The 15,096-nt window shown below is 65.8% G+C and carries 12 protein-coding genes; 9 read left to right on the top strand and 3 right to left on the bottom strand.

Features of this window, described 5'->3' with window-relative positions; translation table 11 throughout:
- Positions 1–279 precede the first annotated feature (279 nt).
- From IVB12_RS34365 to IVB12_RS34325, 9 genes are all read left to right on the top strand, one after another.
- Positions 280–2,610 (top strand): mechanosensitive ion channel domain-containing protein, encoded by a 2,331-nt coding sequence (locus IVB12_RS34365; RefSeq protein ID WP_247306459.1) that lies wholly within the window; start codon positions 280–282, stop codon positions 2,608–2,610.
- A gap of 148 nt (positions 2,611–2,758) precedes the next feature.
- Positions 2,759–4,411 (top strand): NAD-dependent malic enzyme, encoded by a 1,653-nt coding sequence (locus IVB12_RS34360; protein WP_346658534.1) that lies wholly within the window; start codon positions 2,759–2,761, stop codon positions 4,409–4,411.
- Positions 4,412–4,630: 219 nt separating this feature from the next.
- Positions 4,631–5,038, top strand: coding sequence for a BlaI/MecI/CopY family transcriptional regulator (locus IVB12_RS34355; RefSeq protein ID WP_247306457.1), 408 nt, complete (start codon positions 4,631–4,633; stop codon positions 5,036–5,038).
- Positions 5,019–7,535: a M56 family metallopeptidase gene (locus IVB12_RS34350; protein ID WP_247306455.1), complete on the top strand. Its 2,517-nt coding sequence runs from the start codon at positions 5,019–5,021 to the stop codon at positions 7,533–7,535. Before IVB12_RS34355 ends, IVB12_RS34350 begins: the two co-directional genes overlap by 20 nt.
- A gap of 120 nt (positions 7,536–7,655) precedes the next feature.
- Positions 7,656–9,116 carry a DUF1800 domain-containing protein gene (locus IVB12_RS34345; protein WP_247306453.1) on the top strand — a complete coding sequence of 487 codons (1,461 nt, stop codon included), beginning with the start codon at positions 7,656–7,658 and terminating at the stop codon, positions 9,114–9,116.
- Between the two features lie 2 nt (positions 9,117–9,118).
- Complete coding sequence (locus IVB12_RS34340; protein WP_247306452.1) at positions 9,119–10,369, top strand: DUF1501 domain-containing protein; 1,251 nt, start codon at positions 9,119–9,121, stop codon at positions 10,367–10,369.
- A gap of 27 nt (positions 10,370–10,396) precedes the next feature.
- A complete protein-coding gene (locus IVB12_RS34335; RefSeq protein ID WP_247306450.1) occupies positions 10,397–10,564 on the top strand; it encodes a hypothetical protein in 168 nt (55 codons plus the stop codon).
- Between the two features lie 149 nt (positions 10,565–10,713).
- The gene (locus IVB12_RS34330) at positions 10,714–11,232 is read left to right on the top strand and encodes a septal ring lytic transglycosylase RlpA family protein (protein WP_247306447.1); all 519 of its coding nucleotides are present in this window, start codon (positions 10,714–10,716) and stop codon (positions 11,230–11,232) included.
- Between the two features lie 91 nt (positions 11,233–11,323).
- Positions 11,324–11,500, top strand: coding sequence for a hypothetical protein (locus tag IVB12_RS34325; RefSeq protein ID WP_247306445.1), 177 nt, complete (start codon positions 11,324–11,326; stop codon positions 11,498–11,500).
- Between the two features lie 48 nt (positions 11,501–11,548).
- On the opposite strand, the gene IVB12_RS34320 is transcribed toward IVB12_RS34325, so the two are convergent.
- The 3 genes from IVB12_RS34320 to IVB12_RS34310 form a co-directional block, all read right to left on the bottom strand.
- The gene (locus IVB12_RS34320) at positions 11,549–11,854 is read right to left on the bottom strand and encodes a hypothetical protein (protein WP_247306442.1); all 306 of its coding nucleotides are present in this window, start codon (positions 11,852–11,854) and stop codon (positions 11,549–11,551) included.
- 85 nt (positions 11,855–11,939) lie between these two features.
- Positions 11,940–12,212, bottom strand: coding sequence for a hypothetical protein (locus IVB12_RS34315; RefSeq protein WP_247306439.1), 273 nt, complete (start codon positions 12,210–12,212; stop codon positions 11,940–11,942).
- Between the two features lie 135 nt (positions 12,213–12,347).
- Positions 12,348–15,038, bottom strand: coding sequence for an alpha/beta hydrolase fold domain-containing protein (locus IVB12_RS34310; protein WP_247306435.1), 2,691 nt, complete (start codon positions 15,036–15,038; stop codon positions 12,348–12,350).
- Between the last annotated feature and the right edge of the window lie 58 nt (positions 15,039–15,096).

Genomic DNA, 15,096 nt, shown 5'->3' with positions numbered 1-15,096 from the left:
CGTCTCGAAGGATCGGCCGCAGGGATTCCGCTTCCCAGATGCGATAGCCCTGCGGAATGGCGGGAGAGCCCTTGCGCGCAGTGTTCTCATGACGTCTCGCTGCGCTGAGCCTGTGCCATCTTCGATCCTGCATTGCGGCAAATGCCAAGAGAATGTCGTCTCGAAGGCCAACTTCCGACACAGGTCCGGGGCGAATAACGGTCATCCGACATGACGCATGTGCTTCGGTGGTGACGATACCGACTCCGCCGGCGCATCTGTTTTATCCAAGGAATCTTCGTGTCGCATAAGTTCGCCCCGGCGCTCCTCGCTGCTCTCTTCCTCGCGATCTCATCTCTCTGCGGCGCCCGCGCCGAGACGCCGGCTGCGAGCAGTACGGCCGCGCTGTCGCCTGAGGAAGCCAAGCGTGCCCTTGAGACACTGCAGGACGACAAGAAGCGTGCGCAGATGATCGACACGCTGCGCGCAATCGCGAATGCATCTGGTCAGCAGGCTGCACCGGCCGCGCCCGAGCAGAAATCGCCGATCCCGCTCTCGGCCGACGGCCTCGGTGCACAGCTCCTGCTCACCGTGTCGGAGGAGATCGGTTCGATATCGAGCGAGATCGCCAGCATGGCGCGGACGCTCACGCATTTTCCGGCGTTCTATTACTGGATCATGCGGACCGCGAACGATCCCGCCGCCTACAATCTCCTGATCGAGACCGCCTGGAAGCTGGCGTTGGTGCTCGGCTGCGCCCTTGCGGCCGAATGGGTGATGTTCCGCCTGATCCGGCGTCCGGTTGCGTTCCTGGAAGGACGCGTGCCGCAGACCGCGCGCCTGCCAGCACAGGCGCTGCCGATTGCCGATCCGCCGTCATCGGTGGTCGATGTCACCCCCGCGCCCGAACTGCACAGGCGCCGCCACAGTCTGGCGCGGGTCTGGCAGATCCTGCTGCGGCTGCCCTTCGTGCTGGGACGCCTCGTGCTCGAACTGCTGCCGGTGGTCGTCTTCGTGGGCATCGCCACCGCGCTGCTCGGGACCGAGATCGGCGAGCCTACGACTGTTCGCCTCGTGATCCTCGCGGTCGTCAATGCCTATGCGTTCTCCCGCGGCCTCATCTGCGTGATCCGGGCGCTGGCGGGACCGTTCGGCCTGTTCCCGGTTCGGGCCGAAACCGCAGCTTACATCGAGATCTGGGCGCGCCGCATCGTCGGCGTCGGCGTATCCGGCATCGCCTTTGCCAATGTGGCCCTGCTGCTCGGCCTGCATCGTGCCGGCTACGCCGCGCTGCTGCGCATGGTGATGCTGGTCGTGCACCTCTTCGTCGTCGTCATCATCCTGCAATGCCGCCGCCAGGTCGCCGAAGCCATCCGTGCGCCGGCCGACCGGCAAGGGATCGCGGCTCGTCTGCGCAATCGCATCGCCGGCAGCTGGCACTATCTTGCCATCGGGCTCGATCTTGCGCTTTGGGCCGTGTGGGCGCTCAACATCCGCAACGGCTATTCGCTGCTCTTGCAGTATTTCGTCGGGACGGTCGTGGTGGCGCTGATGACTCGCGTCGCCATCATGCTGACGCTGAGCCTGATCGACCGCGGCTTCCGGATCAGGCCGGAGATCCTTCAGCGCTTTCCCGGCCTCGAGATCCGTGCCAACCGCTATCTACCGCTGCTGCGCAAGATCGTATCTGGCGTGATCGCCTTCATCGGCTTCGTGGCGGTGCTCGAAGTCTGGGGCGTGGACGCGATCGTCTGGTTCTACGGCGGCCAGATCGGCAGCCGGCTGATCTCGGCCGTGGTGACGATCGGCGTCGCAGCGTTCATCGCGGCCGCGATCTGGGAAGCCAGCAACGCGCTGCTGGACCGGCAGATCAATACGCTGTCCCGGGACGGCCATTATGCCCGCGCCGCGCGGTTACGCACCTTCCAGCCGATGCTGCGGACGGCGCTGCTCTGCCTGATTGCCACCGTCGTCGGCCTCACCACGCTGAGCGAGATCGGCGTCAATGTCGCCCCGTTGCTCGCGGGCGCCGGCATCGTCGGCATTGCCATCGGCTTCGGATCGCAGAAGCTGGTGCAGGACCTCATCACAGGCCTGTTCCTGCTCCTGGAGAACACGGTGCAGGTCGGCGACAATGTCAGCGTGTCGGGGCTGTCAGGCGTGGTGGAGAACGTCTCGATCCGCACCATCCGCCTGCGCGCCGGCGATGGCGCCGTGCACATCGTGCCGTTCAGTGCGGTCACGACCATCACCAATGCCAGCCGTGGCGCCGGCAACGCTTCCGTCAGCGTCAACGTCGCCTACAAGGAAGACACCGATCGCGCCGGCCAGATTCTCAAGGACATCGTGGACGAGATGCGGCGCGAGCCGGAGTTCCGTGCGCTGATCCGCGGCGATCTCGAGCTCTGGGGCATCGACAAGGTCGATGGCGCAATGGTGTCGATCGTCGGCCAGATCCGCTGCACCGAGGCCGGCCGCTGGCCGGTCCAGCGCGAATTCAACCGCCGCATGAAGCTGCGCTTCCAGCAGAGCGGCATCGAGGTCGCCTCGGCGACCCAGACCATCTTGATGCAGATCGCGCCGCCGGCCGACAACGCCGCCCATCTGACGCCAAGACGGGCGGCCGGTTAACCTTTTGCTTCGTTAAACCGCATGCCTCGCGCGACAATCTCGCTGCGGTGCGAGATCACAATAGATGCCTCAGTCCCAACGTCCTTGATCTCGGGGGAGCGCTGGCCGACAATGTCCGCGTTCAATAAGAAACTCCTTGGGGGAATTCGTGAAGAGACCTGCCCGGGTCGCTGCCCAACTGACATCGTCCGATCAATCACACGGCATGACGCTGCTGCGCGATCCGCTGCTCAACAAGGGCACCGCCTTCACCGAATCCGAGCGCGAGGCGCTGGGCCTGCGGGGCCTGCTGCCGCCTTGCGTGCTGACAATGGAGACGCAAGCTCAGCGCGTCCTGACCAATCTGCGCACGCTCCCGACCGATCTGGAGAAATACGTCGCTCTGAACGCGCTGCATGACCGCAACGAGGCGCTGTTCTTCCGCGTCGTCGTCGACAACATCGACGAGATCCAGCCGATCATCTACACCCCGACCGTCGGGCTCGCCTGCCAGAAATACGGCCTGATCTTCCAGCGGCCGCGCGGGATGTTCATCTCCTCGCGCGATCGCGGCCAGATCGCCGAGATCCTGAAGAACTGGCCCTATCCGGCCAGGCTGATCGTCGTCACCGACGGCGAGCGCATCCTGGGCCTCGGCGATCTCGGCGCCAACGGCATGGGGATTCCGGTCGGCAAGCTCTCGCTCTATTCGGCCTGCGCCGGCGTGCATCCCGAGCTGTGCCTGCCGATCGTGCTCGACGTCGGCACCAACAACGAAGAGCTCTTGAACGATCCCTATTATCTCGGCCTGCGCGAGCGGCGGCTGACGGGCGAGGCCTATGACAGCTTCGTCGACGAATTCATGCAGGCCGCGCGCAAGACGTTCCCGGGCGTGCTGATCCAGTTCGAGGATTTCGCCAACCATTCGGCGTTCAAGCTGCTGCACAAATACCGGGATGAGGCCTGCGTCTTCAACGACGACATCCAGGGCACCGCGGCGGTGGCGCTCGCCGGCCTGTTCTCGGCTCTGCGCGTCTCCGCCGGCAAGCTCAGGGATCAGCGGATCCTGTTCCTCGGCGCTGGCGAGGCGGCGACCGGCATCGCCGACCTCGTGGTTTCCGCCATGATGGCGGACGGGCTGGCGGAGGCCGAAGCGCTCCGGCGCAACTGGCTGGTGGATTCCCGCGGCCTCGTCGTCAGCGGCCGCGATGGCCTGTCCGGCCACAAGCTGCGCTATGCCCACGCCGGCCAGGCGCCGATCGCCGATTTCGTGACTGCGATCAAGACGCTGAAGCCGACGGCAATCATCGGTGTCGCCGCTGTCGGCGGCGCCTTCACCCCCGAGGTGCTCAAGGCGATGGCGGAGCTCAACGAGCAGCCGATCGTGTTCGCGCTCTCCAATCCGACCTCGAAGGCCGAGTGCTCGGCGGAGGATGCCTACCGCTACACCGAGGGCCGCGCGCTGTTCGCCTGCGGCAGCCCGTATGATCCGGTGACGCTCAACGGCCGCACCTTCGTGCCGCGACAGGGCAACAATTCCTACATCTTCCCCGGCGTCGGCCTCGGTGTCGTCGCCAGCCGCTCGCGCCTCGTCACCGACGAGATGTTCATGGCAGCCGCCCACACGCTCGCCGATTGCGTCGGCAAGGACGACCTCGCGCAAGGCAGCCTTTATCCGGCGCTGCCGCGCATCCGCGAGGTCTCGGTCCGTATCGCCGCCGCCGTCGCAGACGTCGCCTATCAGCGCGGCCTCGCCGACGGACCTGCACCCAACGACGTGAAGGCCCTGGTCCAGTCGCAGATGTACGAGCCGCATTACTGACCGTGTCCACGTCGCCATAGCCGGGCTTCACCTCTTCCCACGGGAGAGGTGAAGAGCTCTCGGCTCGTATCGGATCGACCAAAGCGCATGCGCTTGGGACTGTCCGGCCGCACTTAGGTCAGCACGGCGATACCATTTCAGGTAGAATCGCCGTTGCGCGTTGCGTCCGCTTATGCGACGATCTGTAGCGCTACAGGATTTCAAGCAAGGTCAGGTGCCATGGACGATCGTTTGCCCGAACTGGGCGACCTCGAGCGTGAGGTCATGCAATTGGTTTGGGCCCATGGTCCCGTCACCGCCGAGACCGTGCGCGAGCGTCTGTCGCGGCGACTGAAGGAATCGACGGTCCGCACGGTGCTGCGCCGGCTGGAAGAAAAGGGCTATGCAAACCACACCGTCGACGGTCGCACTTACGTCTACCATGCCGCCGAACCACGCGCGCGCGTAGCCGCAAAGGCGGTGCAGCGCATCGTCGACTGGTTCTGCAATGGCTCGGTCGAGGAGGTCCTCGTCGGCATGGTGGACAATGCGATGCTCGACCAGCAGCAGCTGCGCACGCTGGCCGACCAGGTGGCCAAGGCCAAGAAGGCGAGGGGAGTGAAGAAAGATGATCGCAACTCTGGCTGAGGCGGCGCTGCGCTCCTTCGCGCTGGGAGGCGTCGTCTGGTCCGGTCTCATCCTGTTTCGCGTGCGCAATCCGCACGTTCACATGACGGCATGGATAGTCGTGCTGCTGGCGTCGCTGGCGATGCCCTTCATAATGCATTGGCCGACGCTGACGATCGCCCGGCCGCCTTTGCCGGTGCCCGCGCCGGGCGATTTTCTGCCGACTGACATCTCGATGTTGGAGATGCCGCAGCCGTCGCTGCCGGTCGCATCGGGCGCGACGATTGTTTCACCGGCCGGAAGCGGGCTCCCGATCGATTGGTGGCTGATCGCTACGGTCATCTATGCCGGCGTCACCACTTGCCTGCTGCTGCGGCTGCTGATCGGCCTCTGTTTAACCTGGCGCATGGCACGGGCGGCGGCGCCGATGAAGGGTGCGCAGCTTATCGCTGCCGACGTCCGCATCAGTCGTGACGTCGGCGGTCCCGTCACCTTCGGCTCGACCATTTTGGTGCCGCCGCAATTTGCCGGCTGGGATGCGAAGAAGCGCCTCGCCGTGCTCGCGCACGAGAGTGCGCATGTTGCCAATCGCGATTTCTACGTCCTGCTGCTTGCCGCGCTCAATCGCGCGGTGTTCTGGTTCAGCCCGTTCTCGTGGTGGCAGCTTACGCGACTTGCCGAGCTCGCCGAGATCATCAGCGATGCCCGGGCCGTCGAGGTGATCGACGACCGGCTGTCCTATGCGGAGATCCTGCTCGATGTTGCCGCCAGCATGAAGCCGCGGCCGCTTGAGCTCGCGATGGCGCGGGCCTCGACCGTGCGCGGCCGCATCGAGCGCATCATCGCAGCCGCGGCGATGCCGGTCGCGGTCGGCTGGCGCAAACGGTTGTCGATCGCGGCCGCGATCGTCCCCGCCGTGATCGTGTCCGCCGGCATGATCGCCTATCGCACACCGGATCTCGCGCCCGTCACCGCCGATCTCGCCGATGTCCCGGCTCCACATTACCGCCCCTTCGTCAATTTCTATGCCATGGGGCCGACATCGGTGTTCGCGATCTTCCGCGAGGGCGGCGAGCTTTATGGCCAGCTCACGGGCCAACCTCGATTGCCTCTGACGGTCGGAAAGAACGGCACGGCGTCCTACGCGGCCTCCTCGGGCGAGATCACTTTCGCGCTCGATGCGGAACGCCGCTCCTCCGAGCTGACACTGCGCATGAACGGCCGCGATATTCGCGCGGTTCGCGTCGCCGAGCTGCCGGCCGCGGCCGCGGAGCTCGCGCTACTCGATCAGTATGTCGGCTGGTACCGGTTGGCGCCGAACCGCGTGCTCACCGTGCGCCGCGACGGCGACCGTCTCTGGTTGCAGGAGACCGGGCAGGGTGCCACGCAAATGCTCGTCGAGGGCGCCGACGCCTTTTCTTTCGGCGGCGACCATCTCGTGATCTTTTTGCGCGACGAGCATTCGAAGGTTTCGCGCGTGCTGTTGCAGAGCGCAGTTTTCGGTGCCCGCCTCGCCACCCGCGTCGATGCGGCGGTGGCTCAGGCGGTCGAGGCGGATTTCGCGCGCCGCCTCGCGAAGGTCTCCGACAGATTCAGGGAGCAGGTGCCGGCGGCCGGCGGCAAGGAGATGATCCTGCGCGGCATTGAAGACCTGCGCCGCGGCACGCCGGACTATGATCGCATGAGCGCGCCGCTCGCGGCCAAGGCCCACCGGCTGCTCGATGAAATGCGCACGACGTTCCAAGCGCTCGGCGCGGTGGAGTCGATTTTCTTCCGCGGCGTCGGCCCCGGCGGATACGACATCTATGGCGCGAAGTTCGAGAACGGTAGCGCGGAAATCCGCCTGCTGATCGAGCCGGACGGCAAGGCGGGCGATGTGATCTTCCGCGCCGACGGCAATGACGAGCTCGGCGGCATCGTGCCTTGCGCGGAGGAGGCGAACGTTCGCGGTCGCGCCGGCACGTCGCCGATCAGGGTCATGATCTTTAACGAGCTGGGCGACGACATCCAGGTCTCCAATCTCGATGCGGACGGCAATCGCAAGGCGCAGATCGTCAGGTCCAATATGACCTGGTTCACCACCACCACCGTGAACAATCCCTGGATGATCGCCGACAAGTCGGGACGGTGTCTGGAGATCCTGGTGCCGGGCCGGCAGACACGCTTCCACAATGTCGAAGCCTCAAACGTTGGCGCGCGCCCAGGGCGCGCCGCGCGCCGCGCCGTTCCGATCGCCAATGGCGAGGAGATGCTCCGCCGTTACATCGAAAATCTCGGCAAGGGGCAGCCGGACTACGAGCACATGACGTCGGAAGTCGCCGACATAACGCGTCAGCAGCTTCCTTTCGATCAGGCGATCCTGGCGCGGCTCGGCGCGTTGCGCGCGGTCTCCTTCCGCGGCGTTACCGCGCTCGACAGCGACATCTATATCGCCCAGTTCGCCAACGGCTCGGCGGAATGGCGCATCGGTGTCAAGAACGGCACGATCACGAAGATCGCGCTCGGGCCGAATTTCTAGGCACAGCGTCGGTACCGGATGACTTGAGGGGGGCTGCTACAATCTCCGCTTGTGCGTGCGCCCTCGTAAATGCTACTATGCGTAGCATTACAGACCGTAGCGAAGAATCGGGCATTCGCCATGAGCAATTCCGCAAAGGCCGAAGCCGTGCTGGCGCTGCACCGCTTCGGAATGGGGCCGCGGCCAGGATCGATTGCCTCCGTCGGGAGCGACGCGCGCGGCGCGCTGATCGCCGAGCTCGACCGCCCCCTCGCGCTCGCCGCGGCGAGCGGTCTGCCCTCCAGCGCGAAGGCCTATCGCACCGTCGCCGATGCCAATGCCCGGCGAGCGGCACGCGCCAAGCAGGCGCAGCAACAGGCCAAGAAGCAGCAGATGGTTTCGGGTGATCAGGCTCAGGCGCAGCCCGATGGGCAGGCGCTGGGCTATGCGCAGGAGAAAGATGCTGCAGAGACGGCGGCGAAGCAGGCCGCCGAGGCCATTCCGGATCCCGGACGTCCCACGTATTTGCAGGAGGCCAAGCTGCGCACAGAGGCCGCGCTCGCCGCCGACATCGGCTTTGCCGAGCGGCTGGTCTGGTTCTGGTCCAACCATTTCTGCATCTCGGCCAACAAGATCCAGAGCATGTCCGGCGCCTATGAGCGCGAAGCGGTTCGCGCCCATGCGCTCGGCCGCTTCGTCGACTTGCTGCAGGCCGTCGAAGGCCATCCGGCCATGCTGTTCTATCTCGACAATCTCGACTCAATGGGAGCGAACTCGATCGCCGGCATCAACCGCAACCGCGGCCTCAACGAGAACATCGCGCGCGAGATCATGGAGTTGCATACGCTCGGCGTGCGCACCGGCTACACCCAGGACGACGTCATCGGCTTCGCCAACGTCATGACCGGCTGGACGCTGGTGCCGCCGGGCGCCGATCCGCAGCATGGCGGCGAGTTTACCTTCAATCCGCGGCTGCACGAGCCCGGCGGACAGACCGTGCTCGGCAAGCGCTATGAGCAGGAGGATGTCGAGCAGGGCCGCGCCGTGCTGCGCGATCTCGCCGCTCATCCGGCAACGGCGACCCATGTCGCGACCAAGCTCGCGCGCCATTTCGTCGCCGACGAGCCGCCGCCGCCCCTGGTCGAGCAGATGGCCAAGACGTTTCGCGATACCGATGGCGATCTCAAGCAGGTCGCCATCGCGATGGTGTCGTCGGACGAGGCCTGGCGGGCGCCGCCGTCAAAGCTCAAGCGTCCAGGCGAATGGGGCGTCGGGATGGTGCGCGCAACCGGTATCACGCAGGTCGATCCCGTCCTCTACACCGGCGGCCAGCAGCTGCTCGGCGAGCCGCTGTGGCGTCCCCCCGCGCCCAAGGGCTATCCGGACGACGAGGCCAGCTGGATCGACGGCGTCGGCCGGCGGCTCGACGTCGCGAGCAGCTTTGCCGAGCGCGTCGCCGGCATGGCCGATCCGCAAGCCATTATCGACGACGTCTTCGCTTCGCAGATCGCGCCCGAGGCGAAGCAAGCGGTCAGCCGTGCCGAGAGTCGGCAGCAGGCGCTGGCGCTGTTGTTCATGTCGGCGGATTTTCAGAGGAGGTGAGCATGGGATTCGTCAATCACCTGCCCACGCGGCGCGAGCTTCTGGTCGGCTCCGGTGCACTGTTCGCATGGAGCCAGATGCCGCGGATCGCGCACGCCGAAGGACGCGACCCGCGCCTGCTCGTCATCGTCCTGCGCGGCGCGCTCGATGGTCTAGGTGCTGTGGCGCCGGTCGGCGATCCCGATTGGACCCCCTTGCGCGGCGACCGCGCCCTGGTGCTGGATGGCAAGCCGGCGGCTCTGCCGCTGGATTCTTTCTTCGCCCTCAACCCGGCGATGCCGAACCTGCACAGGCTCTACAAGAGCGGCAAGGCCGCCATCGTTCACGCCACGGCGACGCCCTATCGCGAGCGCTCGCATTTCGACGGCCAGGACGTGCTGGAGAGCGGGCTTGTCAAGCCCGGCATGACCAGCTCGGGATGGCTCAACCGCGCGCTGCTCGCACTGGAATCGGGCGGCCGCGTCGATCCGCGCGGCAGCCGCGCGCTTGGCATTGGTTCGGTGACGCCGCTGGTGGTACGTGGCGCCGCTCCAGTGATGACATGGGTGCCGCAGAAGCTGCTGCCGGCAAGCGAGGATACGCAGAACCGTCTGCTCGATCTCTATCAGCACACCGATCCGAAGCTCGCGACCGTGCTGCAGGGGCGCATGAAGCTCGCTTCACTCGGCGGCGCAGCTGGCATCGGCGATCCGATGTCGGACGATCCGACGTTGGCGCCTCCGGGCATGGCGCGCGTGCGTGCCTACTTCGCCGAGGCTGCCGGCACTGCCGCGCGCTATCTCGCCAAGCCTGACGGACCGCGCGTCGGCGCCATGGGCTTCGTCGGCTGGGACACGCACATTGCCGAAGGCGCGGCCTCCGGTCAGCTTTACAACCTGCTCGGCGCGCTCGACGGCGCGTTTGCGGCAATCGAGAGCAATATGGGCACGGCGTGGCAGGAGACAGTCGTCGCCGTCGTCACCGAGTTCGGGCGCACCGCGCGCATCAACGGCACGCAAGGCACCGATCACGGTACCGGCACGGTCGCTTTCCTGATCGGTGGCGGACTTGCGGGTGGCCGCGTGATCGCGGACTGGCCGGGGCTGAAGCCGGCGCAGCTCTATGAGGATCGCGACCTCAAGCCGACCACGGATCTGCGTGCCGTGCTGAAGGGCCTTCTGAGGGATCACCTGCGCGTCGAGGAGAAGGTTCTCGCCGAGACGGTCTTCCCCGGCAGCGCCGACGTCAAGCCGATGGGCGGCCTCGTCGGCTGACGACGCCCGCGCAACTGGATCAGGTTCATGATGTTCACGCCGACACAATTGGAGCTCGACTTTCTCGTCAGCCTGAAGACAGGCTGGCGGCGGCTCTATCGGCGTGAGCTGATGCGGCTCCTGAAGGGAGACAGCGAAGCTGGCGAGGTTCAACCAGAGGCCCGTCCGATCGGCTGGCGCGTCGTCTCGGGCTGAACCCGCGCCTGTTCCGATTCAGGACAAGGCCAGTGTGGTGGAATCGTCACAGCTGGCGCGAAACGGCGGCGGCCTCAGCCCTGCTTTTGTTCCGACAAGGTTCTGCCCTCATTGCCCACCGAAAATCGGGTCCGTTCGGAGGGCGTACCATGTCTCGCATTGCACGTGCCGAAACTGCCCGGATTTCCTTCGCAACCTCGTGCCGTCTGCTGCTCGCGATCGGCAGCGCCGCCTCGCTCGCCGCCTGCGCGCAATCGCCGGTCAGCCGCCAGAAGGCCGATCTCGCCGGCACCAGCCGGCAGGCCGCGGTGGAGCGCCCGCACAGGGTGGCGGCGCTGCATCCAAGGCCGATCATAAGGTCGCGCGGCTCCGACGGTGACGCAAAGCAGACCGCCTCGCATGGCGTTGCCAGCTTCTATTCGGATACGGAGACCGCAAGCGGCGAGAAGTTCGACAAGAACGAATTGACCGCGGCGCATCCGAGCCTGCCGTTCGGCACCAAGCTGCGGGTGACCGATACCTCCTCCGGCCGCTTCGTGACCGTCAGGGTCAACGATCGCGGGCCCTATGTTCGCGGACGCGTGGTCGATATCTCCCCTTCCGCGGCCGAGGCGCTCGGCATGGTCGACAAAGGCATCACCAATGTCCGCCTCGATGTCGTGCAATGAGCCTCAAGCCCATCGCAGCGCTTAACCGGCTGTTAGTTGCTCTGTCGCACCATACCTGTCCAGCAAATCCGGGGCTTTGGGGAGGCGGCGCTTGAACACGATCCAGTATCTCGAAGATCAGGCCGCGCGCGCTGAGCGGCTTGCCAAACGGATCACGGATGCGCTGACAATCGAAAAGCTGCTGACCTTCGCGGGCGAGCGCCGCCGCGAGATCGAGGTGATCGGCGGCAAGCACCGGCGCGCCCAGCTCCGGCGAACCACGAGCTAAGCGCATCCGCGCTTGCTTCCCTATCTGCGCAATTGAAACAACGCCCGCTCAGCGGTGGCTTTCGACGAAGTCGCTGAGATAATCAGGCAGCTCTACACCGTCGATGTCGCAGCGCGCACGGATCTCGCCGGCGACATCGGTCGAAATGTCCTTCATCCAATGCTCGAGCGTGTTGAATGAAATCACCTTGATCGGGTCGTTGAAGCATCCGGCGACAAGCTCGCCGATGGTGGTTTCGAGATCGCTGCGCTCGATGCGGATTTCGGTCGCCTCGTCGCGGCGATCGATCACCACGAACAGGGTCTGGTCTGCGCCGTAGGGCACGACGGGAGATGACACGCCGGCGTCAAGCATCTTGAGGCGCTCACGTCTTTGCTTCCGATCCCTGACAACGGGAAAAACCGGAAGAAGGTTCCTGCTCGCGTGCTTGTGAAGGCCGTCAGAGAAATTCCCTTAAGCGCGAGAGCTCGATGACATGCTCGGGCGAAAGGATTTCCGTGACGAGCGGTGGTTGCGCCACGGTGCGAATCTCATAGAGGTGCCGAGTCGTCGCGGGCTTCTGCATGAAGACCGAGATGCACTCGTCGAGCGTGCCTTCACTCACCTGGTAGGGATCTCTGTCCAGCCTTCGCTGGTTTGCAAGCGAGGGCCATTTATACAGCACCGCAAGCGCGCCGAAATTGACCTTTGACTCCCCGACCACGTCCCCCATCGTCCTGCCTCACGCAAAAGACGACCCCAGCACACGGGGTCGCGTGCCGGGGCCTACACACTTGTCGCTGCATCTCAATGCCACGAACATTCAACGCGGCAACCGGGAAAAGGTTCCCGGCGGCCCTGTCCCTATTCAGCTCGCGGCGGCCGCGATTCTGTGCCCCGGACTGTCATTGCCCCGGCTGCTCTCGTCGCCGCGGCTGACCTCCGGCGGAAGTCCCGCGAAGCGCCGCAAGGCTCCGGCCATTTGCACCCGGCCGGGCACGCCGGTGATCACCACATCGACCATCGCGAACGACGAGTGGAAATGGCCGCGCGCCCGAAGGTGCTCGACCGGAACGCCCGCGGCGGCCATCGCCTCGGCATAGGCGACGCCCTCGTCGCGCAACGGATCGAACTCGCAGGTGACGACGAAGGCCGGCGGTAATCCTTCAAGCTTGCCGCGGAGCGGCGAGACGCGCGGGTCGGTGCGGTCGGCCGGCGAGCAATAGAGGTCCCAGAACCAGTACATCAGCGAGCGCGTCAGGAAGTAGCCGGTCGCATTGTCGTTGTAAGAGGGCCGATCGAAGGTGCAGTCGGTGACCGGGCAGACCAGGAGCTGGCCGGCGATCTCGGGACCGCCGCGGTCGCGTGCGAGCTGACAGGTGACAGCGGCGATGTTGCCGCCGGCGCTCCAGCCTGCAACCAGCACCGGCCCCGGCATGCCGCCGAGCTCGGCGGCATGCTCGGCGATCCAGCGCGTTGCCGCATAGCCGTCCTCGGCGGCGGTGGGGAAGCGGTGCTCCGGCGCATGGCGATAGCCGACGCTGACGAAGATCATGCCGGTCCGCCGCACCATGTCGCGGCAGAACGGCTCGTCCGACTGCTCGTCGCCGAGCACCCAGCCGCCGCCGTGGAAATAGACCACGAGCGGATGCGGGCCCGGCGTTGCCGGCTTGTAGACACGGTAAGGCAGCGTGCCGTCGGTACCTGGCAGGGTGCCGTCGACGATGTCGCCGATCGGCCGCCCCGCAGGCCGGCCCTTGTTGAACTCGTTGACGAAGGCGCGGGCGCCGAGCGCGCCCATCGACTCGATCGGCGGCAGGTTCAGCGACGTCAGCAGGTTCAGCACCAGCCGCACGTCCGGCTGCAGGCGCACCACCTCGCCGTCATTGCACTGCGTCGCGACGTTGGGGCCGGTCAGCCTGAACCCGAGCATGCCGCGGCTGACCACCTCGTCGCAGATGCTGCGATAGGGGCCGACGCCGCCGGTATAGGGCATCAGGCCCTGGACCTTGCCGGGCACGTTGGCGCCCGTGTACCAGGTGTTGGCGAGGCGATGCAGCGTCAGCATCGAACAATCGGCCATGTGCCGGCCCCAGGCGGCCTGCGCCGTTTCGGTCGGCTCGATCGTGGTGAAGCCGGCATCGCGCAGCTCCGCAAGGCGATCGACGACCCAGTCGACATGCTGCTCGATCGACACCGCCATGTTCGACAGCACCGACGGGCTGCCGGGGCCGGTGATCATGAAGAAGTTCGGGAAGCCCTCGACCGTGAGGCCGAGATAGGTCTGCGGTCCCTGCGCCCAGACATCCGAGAGCGATCGGCCGCCCCGTCCCGTGATCGGATGCACGGCACGGATCGCTCCGGTCATGGCGTCGAAACCGGTCGCGAACACGATGACGTCGAGGTCGACGCTGCGCTTGGCAGTCGTGATGCCGGTTGCGGTGATCGCCTTGATCGGTTCCTGGCGCAGATTGATCAGCGTGACGTTCGGCCGGTTGAAGGTCGCGTAGTAATTGGTATCGAGGCAGGGACGCTTGGCGCCGAACGGATGATCGTGCGGCATCAGGGCCGCTGCGGTCTCGGGATCCTTGACCGCGGCGCTGATCTTTTCACGGATCAGGTCCTGCACGATCTTGTTGCCGTCGACGTCGACGGCCTGGTCGGCCCAGAGCTGGGTCAGGATATAGACGAGGTCGCCCTTGCCCCATGCCTCTTCAAAGCGCGCGCGACGCTCGGCGTCGCTGAGCTGCCAGCTCACCGCGGTCTGCTGAGGATAGGGCACACCGGCCATCGATTGGCGTGCCTGCGCGCGATAGGCCGCGCGGTCGCTTTGCAGCAGGCTCATGCGGTCCGAGGGCGCCGGGCCGTTATGCGCGGGCAGCGCGAAATTTGGCGTGCGCTGGAACACGGTCAGATGCGCGGCCTGTTCGGCGATCAGCGGGATCGACTGGATGGCGGACGAGCCCGTGCCGATCACGGCAACGCGCTTGCCGGCGAGATCGACCCCGTCATGCGGCCAGCGTCCGGTGAAATAGACTTCGCCCTCAAAATCCTTGACGCCGTCGATCTCGGGCGGCTTTGGCGCCGAAAGGCAGCCGGTCGCCATGATGTAGTGGCGGCAGGAGACCGGCGCGCCGTTGTCAGTGGTGAGCTGCCAGTGCCCCGTCGCTTCGTCCCATGTGGCTGCGCTGACCTTGGTGTTGAAGCGAATGTCGCGCCTAAGGTCATAGCGGTCGGCGACGAAGCCGAGATAGCGCAGGATCTCGGGCTGGGTCGCGTATTTCTCGGACCAGGTCCAGGCCGCCTCGAGCTCCGGATCGAAGGTGTAGCTGTAATCGATGGTTTGGATATCGCAGCGGGCGCCCGGGTAGCGGTTCCAGTACCAGGTGCCGCCGACGTCGCCGGCCTCATCAAGGGCGATCGCCTTGAAGCCGGCCTTGCGCAGGCGATGGAGGAGATAGAGGCCAGCAAACCCGGCGCCGACCACGGCGACGTCGACCTGTTGGGCTGCTCCACTCGCCGCCCTCGATTCGCGTGCGGCGACCATTGCGTCAGGCATGGCATTTCTCCCGTGTATTTTGTTTTGCCGGCAGGCTATCGCTGCAGGTTCGGCTTGT

It is taken from the genome of Bradyrhizobium sp. 179 (genome assembly GCF_023073535.1).
Classification (GTDB): Bacteria; Pseudomonadota; Alphaproteobacteria; order Rhizobiales; family Xanthobacteraceae; genus Bradyrhizobium.
Note: the sequence above shows the minus strand (reverse complement) of the source record. Positions and strands in the feature narration are given on the sequence as shown.

What these genes read in the sequence shown, in the direction of transcription:
- IVB12_RS34355 (WP_247306457.1), top strand. Translation starts at nt 4,631, where the DNA reads ATGGACGATCGTTTGCCCGAACTGGGCGACCTCGAGCGTGAGGTCATG.
- IVB12_RS34350 (WP_247306455.1), top strand. Translation starts at nt 5,019, where the DNA reads ATGATCGCAACTCTGGCTGAGGCGGCGCTGCGCTCCTTCGCGCTGGGA.
- IVB12_RS34345 (WP_247306453.1), top strand. Translation starts at nt 7,656, where the DNA reads ATGAGCAATTCCGCAAAGGCCGAAGCCGTGCTGGCGCTGCACCGCTTC.
- IVB12_RS34340 (WP_247306452.1), top strand. Translation starts at nt 9,119, where the DNA reads ATGGGATTCGTCAATCACCTGCCCACGCGGCGCGAGCTTCTGGTCGGC.
- IVB12_RS34335 (WP_247306450.1), top strand. Translation starts at nt 10,397, where the DNA reads ATGATGTTCACGCCGACACAATTGGAGCTCGACTTTCTCGTCAGCCTG.
- IVB12_RS34330 (WP_247306447.1), top strand. Translation starts at nt 10,714, where the DNA reads ATGTCTCGCATTGCACGTGCCGAAACTGCCCGGATTTCCTTCGCAACC.
- IVB12_RS34320 (WP_247306442.1), bottom strand. Translation starts at nt 11,854, where the DNA reads ATGCTTGACGCCGGCGTGTCATCTCCCGTCGTGCCCTACGGCGCAGAC.
- IVB12_RS34315 (WP_247306439.1), bottom strand. Translation starts at nt 12,212, where the DNA reads ATGGGGGACGTGGTCGGGGAGTCAAAGGTCAATTTCGGCGCGCTTGCG.
- IVB12_RS34310 (WP_247306435.1), bottom strand. Translation starts at nt 15,038, where the DNA reads ATGCCTGACGCAATGGTCGCCGCACGCGAATCGAGGGCGGCGAGTGGA.